General features: G+C 43.8%; 17 protein-coding genes and 2 pseudogenes. 17 read left to right on the top strand and 2 right to left on the bottom strand.

Annotated features, from left to right (window positions below):
- Positions 1-63: 63 nt before the first annotated feature.
- Entirely contained in the window at positions 64-1071 is a 1008-nt protein-coding gene (gene mreBH, locus LC048_RS12375) for a rod-share determining protein MreBH (RefSeq protein ID WP_226601371.1), read from the bottom strand.
- Between the two features lie 276 nt (positions 1072-1347).
- On the opposite strand from mreBH, the gene miaA reads away from it, so the two are divergent.
- The 5 genes from miaA to LC048_RS12350 all read left to right on the top strand — a co-directional run bounded on the left by miaA (position 1348) and on the right by LC048_RS12350 (position 5592).
- Positions 1348-2304, top strand: coding sequence for a tRNA (adenosine(37)-N6)-dimethylallyltransferase MiaA (gene miaA / locus LC048_RS12370; RefSeq protein ID WP_306050398.1), 957 nt, complete (start codon positions 1348-1350; stop codon positions 2302-2304).
- A gap of 25 nt (positions 2305-2329) precedes the next feature.
- Positions 2330-2560 carry an RNA chaperone Hfq gene (gene hfq, locus LC048_RS12365; RefSeq protein ID WP_041966638.1) on the top strand — a complete coding sequence of 77 codons (231 nt, stop codon included), beginning with the start codon at positions 2330-2332 and terminating at the stop codon, positions 2558-2560.
- A 434-nt stretch (positions 2561-2994) separates the two neighbouring features.
- The gene (gene spoVK / locus LC048_RS12360) at positions 2995-3954 is read left to right on the top strand and encodes a stage V sporulation protein K (protein WP_226601369.1); all 960 of its coding nucleotides are present in this window, start codon (positions 2995-2997) and stop codon (positions 3952-3954) included.
- 81 nt (positions 3955-4035) lie between these two features.
- A complete protein-coding gene (locus LC048_RS12355) occupies positions 4036-4266 on the top strand; it encodes a glutaredoxin family protein (RefSeq protein WP_226601368.1) in 231 nt (76 codons plus the stop codon).
- A 306-nt stretch (positions 4267-4572) separates the two neighbouring features.
- Entirely contained in the window at positions 4573-5592 is a 1020-nt protein-coding gene (locus tag LC048_RS12350) for an STAS domain-containing protein (RefSeq protein WP_306050395.1), read from the top strand.
- Between the two features lie 313 nt (positions 5593-5905).
- Here LC048_RS12350 and LC048_RS12345 read toward each other — a convergent pair whose 3' ends face one another.
- The gene (locus LC048_RS12345; protein WP_226601498.1) at positions 5906-6511 is read right to left on the bottom strand and encodes a trimeric intracellular cation channel family protein; all 606 of its coding nucleotides are present in this window, start codon (positions 6509-6511) and stop codon (positions 5906-5908) included.
- Positions 6512-6693: 182 nt separating this feature from the next.
- On the opposite strand from LC048_RS12345, the gene hflX reads away from it, so the two are divergent.
- The 12 genes and pseudogenes from hflX to LC048_RS12285 all read left to right on the top strand — a co-directional run bounded on the left by hflX (position 6694) and on the right by LC048_RS12285 (position 17823).
- Positions 6694-7953 carry a GTPase HflX gene (hflX, locus tag LC048_RS12340; protein WP_226601366.1) on the top strand — a complete coding sequence of 420 codons (1260 nt, stop codon included), beginning with the start codon at positions 6694-6696 and terminating at the stop codon, positions 7951-7953.
- A 32-nt stretch (positions 7954-7985) separates the two neighbouring features.
- Positions 7986-9258, top strand: a pseudogene (locus LC048_RS12335) (methionine gamma-lyase family protein).
- Between the two features lie 144 nt (positions 9259-9402).
- A pseudogene (locus LC048_RS12330) lies at positions 9403-9808 on the top strand (MerR family transcriptional regulator).
- A 46-nt stretch (positions 9809-9854) separates the two neighbouring features.
- Positions 9855-11195, top strand: coding sequence for a type I glutamate--ammonia ligase (glnA, locus tag LC048_RS12325; protein WP_226601363.1), 1341 nt, complete (start codon positions 9855-9857; stop codon positions 11193-11195).
- Positions 11196-11823: 628 nt separating this feature from the next.
- The gene (locus LC048_RS12320; RefSeq protein WP_306050393.1) at positions 11824-13149 is read left to right on the top strand and encodes a phenylacetate--CoA ligase family protein; all 1326 of its coding nucleotides are present in this window, start codon (positions 11824-11826) and stop codon (positions 13147-13149) included.
- A 21-nt stretch (positions 13150-13170) separates the two neighbouring features.
- On the top strand, positions 13171-14130 hold the full coding sequence (gene paaA, locus LC048_RS12315) for a 1,2-phenylacetyl-CoA epoxidase subunit PaaA (RefSeq protein ID WP_306050391.1): 960 nt from the start codon (positions 13171-13173) through the stop codon (positions 14128-14130).
- 55 nt (positions 14131-14185) lie between these two features.
- Complete coding sequence (gene paaB / locus LC048_RS12310) at positions 14186-14533, top strand: 1,2-phenylacetyl-CoA epoxidase subunit PaaB (RefSeq protein ID WP_226601360.1); 348 nt, start codon at positions 14186-14188, stop codon at positions 14531-14533.
- Positions 14530-15348, top strand: a complete 819-nt coding sequence (paaC, locus tag LC048_RS12305; RefSeq protein WP_306050389.1) for a 1,2-phenylacetyl-CoA epoxidase subunit PaaC — start codon at positions 14530-14532, stop codon at positions 15346-15348. The genes paaB and paaC overlap by 4 nt, the downstream gene beginning before the upstream one ends.
- Before the next feature lie 6 nt (positions 15349-15354).
- Positions 15355-15837, top strand: coding sequence for a 1,2-phenylacetyl-CoA epoxidase subunit PaaD (gene paaD, locus LC048_RS12300; protein WP_226601358.1), 483 nt, complete (start codon positions 15355-15357; stop codon positions 15835-15837).
- A gap of 116 nt (positions 15838-15953) precedes the next feature.
- A complete protein-coding gene (locus tag LC048_RS12295; RefSeq protein ID WP_226601357.1) occupies positions 15954-16262 on the top strand; it encodes an EthD family reductase in 309 nt (102 codons plus the stop codon).
- Positions 16255-17034: an enoyl-CoA hydratase-related protein gene (locus LC048_RS12290; RefSeq protein WP_226601356.1), complete on the top strand. Its 780-nt coding sequence runs from the start codon at positions 16255-16257 to the stop codon at positions 17032-17034. Before LC048_RS12295 ends, LC048_RS12290 begins: the two co-directional genes overlap by 8 nt.
- Positions 17035-17049: 15 nt before the next feature.
- On the top strand, positions 17050-17823 hold the full coding sequence (locus LC048_RS12285) for an enoyl-CoA hydratase-related protein (protein ID WP_226601355.1): 774 nt from the start codon (positions 17050-17052) through the stop codon (positions 17821-17823).
- Positions 17824-17841 lie beyond the last annotated feature (18 nt).

Raw genomic sequence — 17841 nt, 5'->3', positions numbered from 1 at the left:
ACTTCACTGTCAGGCCCTCCAGCGCTTGTCGGGGCTGACCAAGGCGCTTGCGCTTTTCTTATTTTATCTCACAGCTGGTTGAAGTTTATGGATGTATTGCAGTGCCTTACCGGTTCCGATCGCAACTGATTCCAGCGGATTCGGTGCGATGTGTACTGGAACAACCATCTCACTGCCGAGCCAATCCTGAATCCCGTTCAGCAATGCACCGCCACCGGAAAGGATTACACCGCGGTCTACGATATCGCCGCTCAGTTCTGCAGGACAGTCTTCGAGAGTAGCCCGGATTGCCTCCATGATATGAAGAAGAGATTCCCTGATTGTGTCCCTGATTTCATAAGAATTCAGGGTAACAGTCTTTGGAAGACCTGTTACAAGGTCACGGCCACGGATATCCAGTTCCATCATTTCATGATCAACTAGCGCGTACCCAATTTCCATCTTGATTTTTTCAGCCGTTCTTTCACCAATGAGAACATTATATTCTTTGCGTACGTATTGTACGATGTCTTCGTCCAATCTGTCTCCAGCGATGCGGATAGAATGGCAAGCAACGACACCGCCATATGAAATGATGGCAACTTCAGTTGTGCCCCCTCCGATATCAACAACAACGTTTGCTACCGGCTCATCAACGGGCAGTCCAGCACCAATTGCAGCTGCAACTGGTTCCTCAATCAGATGAACCTTTTTTGCGCCAGCATTTCTGACTGCATCCTGGATCGCACGGCGTTCAACACTTGTTGAACCGGAAGGTGTGCAGACGACAACATCCGGTTTGCGGAGTGAAAAGCCGCCCTTTTTTGAAGCTTTCTTCATGATTTGCTTCAGCATTTCAGTTGTCACATCGAAATCAGCAATGACTCCATCTTTCAATGGACGGATCGCCACAATTTTTCCAGGAGTCTTTCCAATCATTTCCTTAGCTTCCTTGCCGACAGCAAGGACATTTTTTGTCTCAGTATCTATCGCCACAACCGAAGGTTCATTCAAGGCGATGCCTTTATTTTTACTATATACAAGTGTATTAGCTGTACCTAGATCAATCCCTATTTCTGTAGTTGATAACATAGTGTTTTCACCCAGTTCCCTAAAAATTATTAACCATCATAGACTTCTATTAAACTATCATGAATCTGGGGGTGAAAGCTTGTTTGTTACTGAATCGTTATCTAACTGTAAAAGTTGAGGAAAATTTTTTCAGAAGATGATATCAGAGAATAATATTTGTAAAATAGGGGTATAATGCATAGATGTTCAACTGCTTTCTATTTAATGGTAAAATATATTGAAGATGTCAGATACGGTATGGCTGACACCCTATATGAAAAGGCAGTGTGAAATTTTTTGGAACAAAAACAAAAATTGATTGTGTTAATTGGGACGACTGCAGTTGGCAAGACGAAGCTAAGCATCGAGCTTGCGAAGAAATTCGACGGTGAAATTATTAGCGGTGATTCCATGCAAATTTACAACGGGATGGACATCGGAACCGCAAAAATCACCGTGGAAGAGATGGAGGGGATTCCCCACCATTTAATTGATATCAAGGAACCGGATGAAAGCTTTTCAACCGCTGAATTCCAGGAGCTTGTTCGGAAGAAAATCGATGAAATTAGTTCTCGAGGGAAAATGCCGATGATCGTCGGCGGTACTGGTTTATACATCCAGTCAGTGATTTTTGATTATCATTTTACAGATGCACCCTCTGATCCAGTGTTCAGATGTAGTTTGGAGCAAGCAGCAGAGGCTGAAGGTCAGGAGTATTTACATGAAAAATTGAAAAAAGCCGATCCGGAAAGTGCATCACGTATCCATCCTAATAATGTCCGCCGAGTGATCAGAGCGTTGGAAATCATTCACTGCACCGGCAAAACTGCGGGCGAGTTGCAGGAAAACCAATCTCCGGAACTTTTGTATGAAACTGCGTTAATCGGGCTGACGATGGAAAGAGAGATGCTATATAGCAGAATCAATTTCCGTGTCGACCTAATGATGGAGCAGGGGCTTCTTGATGAGGTTAAGTCCTTTTACGAAAAGGGATTAAAAGACTGCCAGTCGATACAGGCAATTGGATACAAAGAGCTTTACGATTATTTTGATGGTAAGATCTCCCTGGAGAAGGCGATCGAAAATCTTAAGCAAAATTCCCGTCGATATGCAAAAAGGCAGCTAACATGGTTTCGAAACAAGATGAATGTGGAATGGTTTGATATGTCAGAGTCTAACGACGCTGAAAAAAAATTCGCCGAAATTTCCAAGTTCATTGAAGGAAAGCTCGAGATAAAAGCGAATACATATTAATAGAGATAAAAGAGGAGGATCCGCCATGAAACAAGTGAACATTCAGGACCAGTATTTAAACCAGCTACGCAAGGACAATATCAATGTGACCGTCTTCTTATTGAACGGATTTCAATTGAGAGGCCAGATTAAGGGATTTGATAACTTTACAGTGCTTTTTGAATCAGAAGGAAAACAGCAGCTTGTCTATAAGCATGCGATCTCAACATTCGCGCCGCAAAAGAATGTACAGATCGATTTTGAGGGGCAAGCTTAATTGAATAATCTCGAAGGAAACCCGCCATATGCGGGTTTTTTCTTTTGTCTTGGTCAATTTCATGTTAAATAAATCCTTCTGAGTATAAAACAAGCGGAATTTAGTCCGTTACGGCAATCTTGATAGTGTATTTTAACTGAAGGTAATTCCAAAACCATTGTAGTTTTATTTTTAAGCGATATTTGTTTTAATTTAAAAAATGAATTTCCCCCACCTTGAATACATATAAATATAGAGGTTTATTTCTTGGGAAAGCGCATATTGTGACAAAAAGAGAGAATGCCGCTGAGTTTGTCGAGCAAATTGAGCCCTTCGCACAGGAGTATTCCTCATGCAATGAAAATATTCACATTTTACCAAGATTGATGGTATAGGCAAATATCACAAATACAGCAAGAATGTGTATACTGTTTCCAGAATGAGAGGTGAGATCTTTGGACCAACCGCTTCGAAAGAAAAACAACGGTCAAATCAGCATTGTTTTGAACGCACAGCAGAGGAAGACGTTGACAAAGGAATTGCCTGAGTCGCAGCTGGTTCCAAAGTCAATCCCGCAAGAGCACGCAGCCTTAAAAGAAATCGAGGAGGAGCTCGGCGCACTTGTGGGCATGGAAGAAATGAAAAGGATGATCAAAGAGATTTATGCCTGGATCTATGTGAACAAGAAACGGGAAGAAATGGGCCTGAAAGCTGGGAAACAGGCTCTTCATATGATGTTTAAAGGCAATCCGGGAACGGGGAAAACAACGGTCGCCAGGATTATCGGGAAGCTCTTCCTTAAAATGAATGTCCTTTCGAAAGGACACTTAATCGAAGCGGAGAGAGCGGACCTTGTTGGTGAATATATCGGACATACCGCGCAAAAAACGCGAGATTTGATTAAAAAAGCAATGGGAGGCATCTTGTTTATAGATGAAGCCTATTCCCTCGGCCGTGGTGGCGAAAAGGATTTCGGCAAGGAAGCTATTGATACTCTGGTAAAACATATGGAAGATAAACAGCATGAATTTATTTTAATTCTTGCTGGGTATTCGAGAGAAATGGAGTTTTTCCTGACTCTGAATCCAGGACTTCATTCAAGGTTTCCACTCGTCATTGATTTTCCCGATTATTCAATAGATCAGCTTATGGAAATCGGCCAGCGAATGCTGAAGGAGAGAGAATATAGTCTAAGTCATGAGGCTGAGCGAAAGTTGCGGGAGCACCTTGTGAATGTGAAATCAACCCTTGGTGCCGCTGCATTTTCAAATGGACGCTATGTCCGTAACGTGATTGAGAAATCCATCCGGGCGCAGGCGATGCGTTTGTTAATGCAAAATCAATACGACCGACATGAACTCATGACGCTCCGCAGCAATGATCTTGTTTTTTCAGATGAAAGTAAGGGGAAATAATGTCAGCAGCTTTGTTGACATTATTTTTTTTGTTTGTTAATATACCCCTATAGGTATAAATAAATTATTGGGGGTTTCAAAATGAACGAAATTACAGTTTACACAACAAACACTTGTCCTTACTGCACAATGCTGAAGAACTTTCTCGATGATAAAGGTTTAGCGTATAAAGAAGTGAATGTACAGCAAGATCCAATTGCAGCTCAAAGACTGGTCAATGCAACTGGCCAAATGGGTGTACCGCAATCAAATGTAAACGGAAATTGGGTATTAGGTTTCGATCCAGATTCAGTCATGTCATTCTTAAAATAGTTCTTAAGGATTCCAGTAAAGCTGGGATCCTTTTTATTTTTAGTTGTATATCAATCTATCGGAATGACTATTCATTTATTACGAACATTGTTGAAGTGGTTAGCCAAAGAGCTGTGTACTCTTTCACTTTTGATGTGCCTTCAAATTTTGTAATGTAGAGTATTTTTATATGTATTTTAGGGAATAAGGTTTGAAGAGTTTAAAACGGGGTAAAAAAACGGGGGGTTCGTAAAGGTTTTTTGGCTAAACTAATATTTTAAAAAAGGAAGCTTTATGAGTATATAGATAAAAAGGAGCTAATATTTAATGGGGTATGAGTATAATTATGATGTTGTAGGTTATGACTTCGGCTGGGATGTAAAATCTGGTAAGTTCACATTCGAGGGACAGGATGCCGTGCTCTTTTGGATTTCTTCGGCAATGAAGACGTTTTTCGACACAATCGAAGAGATTTCTGGTGAAGAAGCTTCCAACCTTGTTTTTGAAACCACCGGGTTTCGCCAGGGACTCGTAGTCAGCCAGTATTTTGAAAAAATGAAGGAAGTTAGCGTATCTGAAGCCGCTGACATGATTACAAATACATATGCAACCGCTGGCTGGGGGTTAACATTAATAAAGGATTTGAACTTTGAAACGAAAACATTTACAGCTTTTATGAGGGACAGCTGGGAGCATAAAGTGAATGTTGCCCAGGGGAAGAAAAAAGGAGGGAGTTTCCTGCCCGCACATTACGCCGGAGTTTTCTCGGGACTGTTCGGAACAAATATCTGGTATAAAATTAAGCAGCATCAGTTAGAGGGTCATGAGCACAGTGTGATTGAATACTTCCCTTCTAATGTCACAATCGCTGATAATATTCACCAGCTGGCACGAAAGAAAGAATCAGACCAAATCAGGAAACTTGAAGGCCTTGTTGAAGAAAAAACATCTGAATTAAAAGAATTGGTCAATAAGCTTTCGTCTCCGATCATCCCGGTTCTTGAGGGGATCGTTGTCGTTCCCCTTATTGGTAAATACGATGAAGACCGGGCAGACCAGCTGATTATAAATACTCTGAATCGACTGCCATCCTATAAAGCCAGCTATCTTGTATTGGATCTGACAGGAATGGACCAGGAAATAGGACCACATGCGGTCAGTCTGATTGAGAAAATCGGATCAGCAGCGAGACTAATCGGTACGAAAACAATTCTGGTTGGAATTTCTTCCACTCTAGGGATTGAAATCACCCAATCGAATATCAACCTATCCAAATTCGATTGCTTCCAGACTCTCCAGCATGGCATCCATTACGCAATCGGTCAGATGGGTAGGGAGATTATATAGGCGGAAAATATTTTAAAAAGAAAAGGCAGAGCTGATTTGCATCACCAGCGCTGCCTTTTTTAGTGAATAAGAAAACCTGCCAATGATGTCAAAGAACGACTTCACTGTCAGGCCCTCCAGCGCTTGTCGGGGCTGACCAGGCGCTTGCGTTTTTCTTATGAGATAAGAAAGTAGAAATTTCACTTCGAGAAATGTCCAGCTCCAGCGCCTAGCCCCTCGAGTCGCTTCGGTCCGCTCAGGTGAAGTCAAAGAACCACTTCACCGGTCGGCCCTCCAGCGCTTGTCGGGGCTAACCAAGGCGCTTGCGCTTTTCTTAATGTACGCCCAGTTTGCGGACTGGTAAATGCCATTTGTAGGTATAGGATATTACGCGGAGTGCTGTGATGACAGCAAATAGTCCATAGAGTTCGACAGCCTGATTGGCCATTCCGAGGCCAATGACGAGTCCGGCAAGCACAGCCCAAACTGCATAAATTTCAGCCTTTAATACTAATGGCTTCCTCCCTGCGAGCAGGTCTCGAATGATTCCGCCGCCGCTTCCGGTTAACACAGCTGCAACGATGACTGCGCTTAATGGATGCCCCATATTTGAAGCATAGATCGCTCCCTGGATCGCGAAGGCAGCAAGCCCGATGGCATCGAAAAAGTTACCCCATCGCTGCCAATGTTTTAATAGATTGCCAGGAAATAAGAAAACGATGGTGATTGACATCAAGGCCAGATTGAAGAAAATGCCTTGTTCCCATAATGCAGAGACTGGTACACCGATTAGCAAGTTACGGATTGCTCCGCCGCCGAATGCTGTAACGATTCCTAATATATAAACTCCGAAGATATCATATTCCTCTTCCATTGCAATAAACGCACCGCTGATCGCGAATGCTATTGTTCCAATCATGCTGAGTACTTCCCATGTCATCATGTTTTTCTCCTCTTGTTAAAATGGTGCCTGAATACTAAAATAGTTAAATGAAAACATATTGATTTTATCATGTTTATTCCAATTTACAACCACTTTTCCCCCGACTTTCAAAATTTTTGTTTGCGGCTTAATTTTGGTATGATGTCATTAGCTATATATATAGGAAAGAAGGGTGTTATTTGGAACAGGAAAACGTATTTGAAAAAGTGATTCTTGTTGGCTGTCAGACAGCTGAAGAGGAAGATCTTCGTTTTCAGTATTCGATGGAGGAACTTGAATCGCTTACAGAAACGGCTAAGGGCAATGTCCTGATGCAGGTTGTCCAAAAACGGCCAAAGGTTCATCCTGCTACATACATAGGCAAAGGGAAGGTGGAAGAGCTTCAAGCCCTTGAGGAGGAGCTAGAACCGGACTTAATCATTTTCAATGATGAACTGTCGCCAAGCCAAAACAGGAATCTTTCTGCAGGTTTGAAGGCGAGAGTCATTGACCGTACACAACTGATTCTTGATATTTTCGCTCAAAGAGCCCGTTCTAAAGAAGGTAAACTTCAGGTTGAGCTTGCTCAGCTTCAATATCTGCTGCCTCGACTTGGCGGAAAAGGGATTGAAATGTCACGTCTTGGCGCCGGAATCGGGACAAGGGGACCAGGGGAGACAAAGCTGGAGTCCGATCGCCGGCACATCCGGAAAAGAATCGACGATATTAAAACACAATTATCGGTGATCGTTCAGCACCGTGACCGCTACAGGGAGCGCAGGAAGAAAAACAAAGCATTCCAGATTGCCCTTGTAGGATACACAAACGCTGGAAAATCAACGCTTTTTAACCGGCTGACAGAGGCTGATTCCTTTGAAGAAAATCAGTTGTTCGCCACCCTGGATCCAATGACAAGGAAGGCGATTATGCCGAGCGGCTTTACGGCTTTATTAACAGATACGGTTGGTTTCATACAGGACTTGCCGACGACTTTAATCGCTGCATTCCGCTCTACTTTGGAAGAAGTTCGTGAAGCAGATTTGCTTCTTCATGTAGTGGATATGTCCAATGAAGATTATTTTTCACATGAACAGACAGTCAATAAATTGCTTGAGGACCTTGAAGTCCATCAGATTCCGCAGATTACCGTGTATAACAAACGGGATATCGCACACCAGGATTTTGTGCCGAACGCCAAAAATGAAACAGCGTTTATAAGCGCGTTCAATGAGGAAGACCGGAGAAACCTTCTGTTGAAAATCGAACAGTCAATCATAGGTATGATGGAACCCTTCCACGTCCTGGTGCCGTCCGATGAGGGAAAACTTCTTGCACAGCTAAAAAATGAGACGATTCTTCGCGAGCTTGCTTTTGATGAAGAAAAGCAAGGCTATGTCTGCAAGGGCTATTCCTTGGCAGACCATCAAATTACCGGCCAGCTGAAACGGTTCTCGATGTAAAGAATCAATTTTAAAGAAGATTGGAGAGCAACATGTTTACACACTTGAAAAACGGGCAAAGACTGAAGCCGCTAGTCAGCGAAATTGAGCAGCAAGTTGCCGGAATCCACAGGAAAATAGATGAACAGATTGATTCAAACCAGTTCAGAGTTTTGCAGAGTTTCCAGAAACATCGGGTGAGCGACTCTCATTTCATCCCGACAACAGGTTATGGATACGACGATGCCGGCAGGGATACGCTCGAGAAAGTTTATGCCGAGGTATTTGGTGCTGAAGCGGGACTGGTTCGCCCGCAAATCATCTCTGGGACTCATGCGATTTCGATTTCATTATTCGGCATCCTTCGGCCTGGTGATGAGCTCCTATATATCACTGGGAAACCTTATGACACTCTAGAAGAGATTGTCGGGATACGGGGAACCGGGAACGGATCTTTGAAAGAATTCGGAATCTCCTATGATTCAGTTGATTTAACGGAAAATGGAGAAATCGATTGGAGTGCCGTTGAAAAAGCCATCAAATCAGAAACGAAAATGATTGGCATTCAGCGCTCAAAAGGATATGCGACACGACCTTCCTTCACTGTGGAGCAAATTGGTGAAATGGTGAAGTTCGTAAAGGAAATCAAATCCGATGTCGTTGTATTTGTTGATAATTGCTATGGTGAATTTGTCGAGGAACTGGAACCATGTCATGTTGGCGCAGATCTGATGGCTGGATCCTTGATTAAAAATCCTGGCGGAGGTATTGCTAAAACAGGCGGATACATCGTAGGCAAGGAGGAATATGTAGAGTCATGCTCCTACCGGATGACATCACCGGGAATCGGGGCTGAGGCCGGTGCATCACTATATACATTACAGGAAATGTACCAGGGATTCTTCATGGCACCTCATATTGTTGCACAGGCCTTGAAAGGGAGCAGTTTTCACTGCAGCAATGCTGGACCGATTAGGCATGAATTCATCGCCTAAATGGAACGCGCAGCGAACCGATTTGATTCAGGCAGTCCAGTTCGACGACCGAGATAAGATGGTTGCTTTTTGCCAGGCAATTCAATATGCTTCGCCAATCAATTCTCATGTAACGGCACATCCTGCATATATGCCGGGATATGAGGATGATGTGATCATAGCCGCTGGTACATTCATCCAGGGAGCGAGCATTGAATTGACCGCAGATGGACCCATCAGACCGCCTTATGTTGCGTATGTGCAGGGTGGTTTAACCTATTCTCATGTAAAGATGGCCGTTTGCATTGCCGTGGATTCTTTAATTGAAAAAGGTTTAATTCTCTTAAAATAGGTAAATATACAACAGGACGCTTGCTAAGTAAGTCCTGTTCTTTTTTTTATGATTTTTCATGTCATATTATCTAACATATATTTGACAATATATCTAACATTGAATATAATGAATGTATATTAAAAAGGAAGGAGGAGAAATCAAATGGGCGGAAGTGAAATTCGCCGGAATATGCCGCTCTTCAGTATCGGAATTGTGATGCAGCTGACAGATTTAACTGCAAGGCAAATTCGTTACTACGAAGAGCACGAATTGATTTCTCCGGCAAGAACAGAGGGCAATAAACGACTCTTCTCCTTAAATGATATTGACAAACTCCTCGAGATCAAGGATTTGATCGACCAGGGAGTCAACATGGCAGGCATTAAGCAAATTTTTAATGTTAAACAACAGACAGCCATTAGTGCTGCTGAGAAAAAGACAAGCTGAAAAAACAAGACGTGAGCTATCTGATGCAGATTTACGGAAATTGCTTCGCAAGGAACTACAGCAGGCAGGACGCTTTAACCGATCTGGTAATCAAGGAGACATGTCGAGATTTTTTCATTAGTAATACCAACAATCTATCATTAAAATTCTAGGAGGAAACATTGACAATGGCTAAGACGTTCACAAGAGAAGATATTATCAGATTATCAAAAGAAGAAAATGTAAAATTTATCCGTTTGCAGTTCACTGACATTTTAGGAACAATCAAGAACGTAGAAATTCCTATCAGCCAGCTTGAAAAAGCGCTTGATAATAAAATGATGTTCGATGGATCTTCAATTGAAGGCTTCGTTCGTATCGAAGAATCTGATATGTACTTGATCCCAGATTTGGACACTTGGGTAATCTTTCCTTGGACAGCTGAAAAAGGTAAGGTTGCACGGTTGATCTGTGATATTAAAAATGCTGATGGCACACCATTTGCTGGTGACCCACGCGGGAATCTGAAGCGTGTCTTGAAGGAAATGGAAGAGCTCGGCTTCTCAAATTTCAATCTCGGACCAGAGCCTGAATTCTTCTTGTTCAAGCTTGATGTAAATGGTGAGCCTACACTTGAATTGAATGACAACGGTGGTTACTTCGACCTTGCGCCAACAGATCTAGGTGAAAACTGCCGCCGCGATATCGTACTTGAGTTAGAAGAAATGGGTTTCGAAATCGAAGCATCACACCATGAGGTTGCTCCTGGACAGCACGAAATCGATTTTAAATATGCAGATGCTTTAACAGCATGTGACCAAATCCAGACTTTCAAGCTTGTAGTAAAAACTATTGCACGTAAACACGGTTTACACGCTACATTCATGCCTAAGCCATTGTTCGGTGTTAACGGCTCAGGAATGCACTGCAACATGTCATTGTTCCGCAATGGCGAGAATTCATTCTTTGATCCATCGGATAAAAAGCTTGAACTAAGCGAAACTGCTTACCAGTTCATCGCTGGAACTCTGAAGCACGCTTCCGGATTTACGGCTGTAACAAACCCAACTGTAAACTCTTATAAGCGTCTTGTTCCTGGTTATGAAGCACCTTGTTACGTTGCATGGTCTGCAAAAAACCGTTCGCCATTGATTCGTATTCCTGCATCACGCGGCATGAGCACTCGTGTTGAAGTCCGCAGTGTTGACCCAGCGGCAAACCCATACCTTGCGATGGCAGTATTGCTTGCAGCAGGTCTTGACGGAATCAAGAACAAATTGACGCCTCCAGCATCAGTAGACCGCAACATCTACGTGATGAATAAGGAAGAGCGTGTAGAAGAAGGAATCGACGATCTGCCGCCAACATTGGCAGCAGCTCTGGACCAGCTGAAAAAGAACGAAGTAATCAGCGCGGCACTGGGCGATCACATCCTCGAACACTTCATCGAAGCAAAAGAGATTGAATGGGATATGTTCCGCACACAAGTTCACCCTTGGGAGCGCGAGCAGTACATGAGCATGTATTAATAGAAAAATCGGCCTCTTGACTCTGTCAGGGGGTCATTTTTTTGTTTTTTAGGAAATTATAAAATTATTTAAGTGTGGATAACTACATGTAGTTTTCCTAATCCAGCTCCAGCGCCTAGCCCCTCGAGACGCTTCGGTCCTGCCAATGAAGTCAAAGAACGACTTCACTGTCAGGCCCCTCCAGCGCTTGTCGGGGCTGAACGAGGCGCTTGCGCTTTTTGTTCAGAAGAATGTGTTCAGAGATGCTGGCATAAACAAAGTTATTAAAGGTCAGAACGACGTTTTTTATTAGAATCAATTTGATGTTGCATAAGAAGGATTACTCACAAACAGGCAATATTACCGGTAATACGCTGAAAATACCTGCAATCACTCGTAATTCCCTCAATCTTGAAAAAATCGCAATCCACTCCGATTTTCCCAATGATCATTAAGAAAAACTTGAACAATCATTATTTTTACGATGTCCAAGAAGAAATCCATCATTAAATATTAAAATTTTCAGAAAAATAATTGACTTTTTCCTATATACACGTTATCTTTGTTTTAAAATATATAACACTTTTATTGTGTTACGGTTATATAACGTTATACAAATAATATTTTATGTAATACAGGGGGCGAAATCTTGATTTTACATGAAATCGAAACGAGCAGTCGTGAGGTCATAGAAGAAATTCAGCTTCAAAGACTCAAGACAGTAGTTGAGAAGGTCGCTCAAAGGGTGCCATTTTACAAGAAGAAATTTGAGAGCGCCAATTTTTCTCCTGAAATGCTAACTAGTCTTGAAGATTTGGAAGCGCTTCCTTTCACCGAGAAGCAAGATCTGAGGAATAATTATCCTTTCGGGTTGTTCGCGGTTCCGCAAAGTGAACTGGTAAGGGTGCACGCCTCCTCGGGAACAAGCGGCAAGCCGACGGTGGTTGGCTATACACAAAATGATATTGACATGTGGGGAGAGATTGTTGCGAGGGCGATTACTCTTGGTGGGGGTGAACCAGGCTATTTCCTTCACAACGCTTATGGATACGGTCTTTTTACTGGTGGTTTGGGACTGCATTACGGGAGTGAGAAGCTGGGGATGGTGACAGTACCTATTTCAGGCGGGAATACCCAGAGACAAATCATGTTAATAGAAGATTTTAAACCGCAGGTCATTTGCGGGACACCTTCTTACATCCTGAATATCGCGGAAACAATGGAGGAAATGGGCAAGGACCCGCGTGGAACTTCTCTGAAATATGGTATTTTCGGCGCTGAACCTTGGTCTGAAGAAATGAGAAGGACGCTAGAAGAGAAGCTTGGAATAAAGGCATGCGATATTTATGGACTGAGCGAAGTAATCGGGACGGGTGTCGCAAATGAATGCCATGAAGCCCAAGCAGGACTCCATGTTGCTGAGGACCATTTTTATGTGGAAGTCATTGACCCTGATTCTTTGAAACCTGTACCTGATGGGGAAGAAGGCGAATTGGTATTCACAAGTCTGACGAAGGAAGCCTTCCCTGTCATCCGGTATCGGACGGGGGATATCGCTTCCCTGACGAAGGAAAAATGCAGCTGCGGGCGGACGACAGTGAGAATGTCACGGGTCAAGGGACGGATTGATGACATGCTGATCATCAATGGAGTCAATGTCTTCCCTTCACAGATTGAACATTGCCTGTTGACTGTACCTGAACTTGCGCCACATTACCAAATTCAAATTTTGCAGAAACGAACTTTAAAAGTTCTTGAGCTGCATGTTGAGATGAATGAGGAATATTTCACGATGATCGGGGCTGATCCGATTTCGGATTCGGTCTACAAGCTTGAGCAAAGGATTCAATCATTACTGAAGAGCCAGTGCCTGATTTCGATAGAGGTGCGTGTGCATCGTCCAAAAACAATCCCTCGCTCTGAAGGCAAGGCAGTAAGGATTGTGGATAAAACAAAAAAACCAATTAGAACTTAAACCTAAAGGAGGTATGGCAGCATGGAAAACACAATTTCTTTCGATCATCTGACTGAAGAAGCTAAATATGAGCACTTCATGAAGCGGATTGAAGCTGGCGATAAAATCGAGGCGGATGACTGGATGCCTGATGACTATCGAATGACACTAATCAAGCTAATTTCAATGCATGGCATCAGTGAGATCATGGGTGCGCTTCCTGAGAAAGAGTGGGTGCCAAAGGCTCCTTCTTTGAAAAGAAAGCTGGGAATCATGGCGAAGGTGCAGGATGAAATGGGACACGGTCAATTGTTGTTAAGGGTTGCTGAGGATTTAATGGAGCCGCTTGGAAAATCACGTGAGAACATTATTCAGGATTTGCTTTCCGGTGACCTAAAATTCCACAACGTCTTCCATATGGAAGCTAAAACATGGGGAGATGCCGGATTGATTGGCTGGCTTGTCGATGGTGCAGCGATTATATCCCAGACGAATATGCTTGATGCTTCTTATGGACCATATGCAAGAGCGTTGAAGCGAATCTGTGCGGAGGAAGTTTTCCACGCCCAGCATGGCGAGGCGATCATCATGGCGCTTGCAGAAGGAACAGATGAACAAAAAGCGATGATTCAGGATTCGATTGACCGATGGTGGGAAGCGCTTCTCATGTTCTTCGGTCCGGCGGATGCGTCTACTACAGGAACTTCCAAACAGGATACAACCATCAAATACAGAATAAGAACGAAAACCAACGAGGAGCTCCGCCAGGACTTTTTTACAAAATATATTCCAAGGGTCCTGTCGCTTGGTTTGAAGCTTCCAGATGAGACAATGCATTTTGACCAGGAGTCAGGCATGTGGCAATACAAGCAGCCGGATTGGAGCAAGTTCAAGCAAATCATCAAGAACAATGGGACTAAATCAAAGGACCGTCTAAGGCTGAGGGAGATTTCCTATAGTAACAATAAGTGGGTTATCGACGCATTGAGTGCTAAAGCATGAGGCTAAAATAGTTTAAGAAAAAGCCGCGGAAAGCCCACAGGAAAGGAGAGAGATCATGTCTGGGAAAGGATTTTATCAGGAATTTGAAGTGTTCAGCAAGCGAACGGCAACATCCCCTATGCAGTACCAGTTCTCATTGCTGGCGCCCAATCAAGAGCTGGCTCTTGTGATGGCACAGGAAAATTTCATGCGCCGGGAACCGGTTGCCGATATATGGATCGTCAAGCGTGACGATATCAGGAAAATGTCGCTTGAAGAACGTCAAACATTGCAAAGACTCGATAACAAAGATTACCGCAATACAAAAGGCTATGGCTATTTGAAAAAGAAATGGCGCCACTACGAGCAGGAAATGCTGGATGAAAAAGAAATCTTGTCATGGGGAGGGAAGCAGGAGAAATGAAATACGAACTTGATGATGCGTTGAAAAATAAAGACCTTCGCGACGCTGCAGTTGAGCTCCTCTTCCAGCTTGCAGATGACGACTTCATCATTGCCTACCGTGGTTCCGAGTGGCTGGGACTCGCCCCTCATATTGAAGAGGATGTCGCTTTTTCCTCAATCAGCCAGGATACAATGGGACATGCGGCGATGTTTTATCAGCTTCTTAGCGACCTGGGAGCTGGTGATCCGGACCATCTCGCCCATGCGAGGCCAGCAGCAGAACGAAAGAATGCGATTTTACTAGAAAAGGTGAACGGCCCGGGAACGTATTTGAATGAGCCGCATTATGACTGGGCATTCGCGGTAGTAAGAAATTATTTTTACGCACAGGTCAAGAAAGTCAAAATTGAATCTCTGAAGAATTCAACCTACCAGCCGTTGGGTGAAGCAGCGGTAAAGATCAATATGGAACTTTACTACCATCTCTTGCACTGGAAGACATGGTTCTCCCAACTGGTGAGCGCCGGAAGCGAAGCGAGAATCAGGATGGAAGCCGCTATGGAGAAGGTTTTTGATGAGCTTGAAGGACTGTTCACCATGGGGTCACAGGCGGATGAGCTCACAAAGCACAATTTGATCGATTCAGAGGAAGCTTTGAGAACGAAATGGATGCAATTGATGTCACCTGTTTTTGAATCCCTGGACCTCAAGATGCCGGCTCAATTCGGAATGGAGAGCGGAAATGGGCGAAATGGAGAGCATACATCAGATTTGCAGACTGCTCTTGATACATTAGGCGAGGTTTATAATTCCGATCCGGCAGCGAGCTGGTGATGCGGCATGATGAGAGATAAAATCATCGAAGCTTTGCAAGCTGTAAAGGACCCTGAAATCGACAGTGTATCGATTATTGAACTGGGGATGCTAGAGGAACTGGAAATTGGAGCAGATACAGTTTTGATAAAGTTATTGCCGACTTTCATGGGCTGTCCGGCTCTTGATATTATCAAAAACAATGTGATCAAGGCGGTATCGACCATTGAAGGAGCGGAAAACGCCGAAGTAAAGTTCATTTTCCATCCTCCTTGGACTTCAGACAGGGTGACTGAAATGGGCAGGGAAAAGCTGAAGGAATTCGGCATCGCACCTCCGCCAAGGCATATTGCCGAAACTGGGGAGTGGCAGGCTGATTGCCCTTACTGCAGCTCCACCTACACGACGATGGAAAACCTCTTTGGACCAACGGCTTGTCGCAGCATTCTATACTGTAAGTCGTGCAAAAATCCATTCGAGGCTATGAAACCTGTATCAACTTTGATGTGACAGCAAAGTCGTAATAAGATTACGCACTGTCATATCAATTGATTAATAGCTTCAAGAATAAAAGCATATATTCTATTTGCTCTATAAAACTTTCGAAGAAAAAGGAGAGATTTTTAATGGTAAAACTAATCGCAATTTACAAGCATCCACAGGATAAAGAGGCTTTTGACAAGCATTATTTTGAAACACATGCTCCGTTGACAGAAAAAATTCCAGGACTACGCAAAATGGAAGTGACTCGTATCGTCGGCAGCCCAATGGGTGGAGAAGGCAAATATTATCTTATGTGCGAAATGTATTATGACGACCATGATGCATTAAAAGCTGGAATGAAATCTGCTGAAGGCAAGGCTTCTGGAAAGGATGTTATGAGCTTTGCGGGTGATCTGGTCACAATGATGATCGGTGAAGAAGTGAATGAATAAAAACTATGAAATGATAGAAACGTCTGTTAAAGGACAAGTAGGATTAATCGAGCTTAATCGCCCGAAGGTCCTGAATGCCCTGAACAGACAAATGGTTTCGGAAGTTCTTTCTGCGATGGAGTCTTACGATAACGATTCTGACGTTAAGGTTATAGTCCTAGCTGGAAAGGGCAGGGCGTTTGCAGCAGGCGCTGATATCGATGAAATGATGGAAGCTGATGCCATCAGCATGGAAACGTTAAATCAGTTCACCGACTGGGACCGGCTTGCCTGGATCAAGAAGCCGGTTATCGGGGCAGTACATGGATTTGCTCTGGGCGGTGCATTCGAATTGGCACTATGCTGCGATATGCTGTTCGCTGCTGATAATGCGGAGTTTGGGTTTCCGGAAGTCAATCTTGGTGTGATGCCAGGTGCAGGTGGCACGCAAAGACTGACAAAGCTCGTCGGTAAAACAAAGGCGATGGAATGGATTCTTAGCGGCAAGCGCATTACCGTAAAAGAAGCCTTGCACCATGGAATCATCAATTCGACTTTTTCAGAGGAAGTATTGATGGAAGAAACAATAAAGTTTGCAGATACAATCGCAAAACAGGCGCCAATTGCCGTCAGGCTGATCAAGGAATCAGTCCTGAAAGCGGTCGATTACCCTTTATACGAAGGCATGCAATATGAGCGCAAAAACTTCTATATGCTTTTTGCGACAGAAGATCAGAAGGAAGGCATGAGGGCTTTCAAGGAGAAACGGAAGCCGGATTTTAAAGGGAAATAAGGGGGGTACATAGCTGTGTTTGAAACCGTTTTATATGAAGTGGGGAATCAGGTAGCCTACATTACCCTGAACCGTCCTGATAAATTGAATGCCTTCACCGAACAGTTGAATAAGGAAATCCAGAGCGCAATCAAGTCCGCTTCCCGCGATAAAGAGGTAAGGGCACTGGTCATCACGGGTGCAGGACGGGCATTTTGTTCAGGTGAGGATTTGGCAGGGGTCTCAGATGATATGGACCACGGCGAGGTGCTTCGCAAACGCTATAATCCAATGCTGCTGGAACTTGATCGTTGCGAAAAGCCGGTGATTGCCGCTGTGAATGGAGTGGCGGCCGGAGCTGGAATGAGCCTTGCGCTTGCCTGTGACTTCCGGGTTGCCTCTGAAAAAGCGAGTTTTGTAGAAGCATTTATCCATGTCGGTCTCGTGCCTGATGCCGGTAATCTGTATTATCTTCCGCGGCTCATCGGCCATGCGAAAGCGATGGAGCTTGCTGTATTTGGGGAGAAAATACCGGCAGATAAGGCAAAGGATCTTGGGCTTGTTACGGAAGTATACTCATTGGATAACTGGAATGAAAGTGTTGCCGCTTTTGCCGAAAGGCTGGCAAATATGCCGACAAAGGCAATCGGCCTGATCAAAAGAAACCTGAAAGCAAGCTGGCACTCTAACCTCGAGGACTATCTGGAGAGGGATGCTCAGAGCCAGCGAATTGCCGGACAGACTGCCGACCATAAGGAAGGCGTCCAGGCGTTCATGGAAAAAAGAAAACCGGTTTTCAAGGGTGAATAAATAGAATTTACTAAAAGG

Source organism: Mesobacillus subterraneus (genome assembly GCF_020524355.2).
GTDB lineage: Bacteria > Bacillota > Bacilli > Bacillales > Cytobacillaceae > Mesobacillus > Mesobacillus subterraneus_C.
This window is presented reverse-complemented; position numbering and strand designations above follow the sequence as displayed.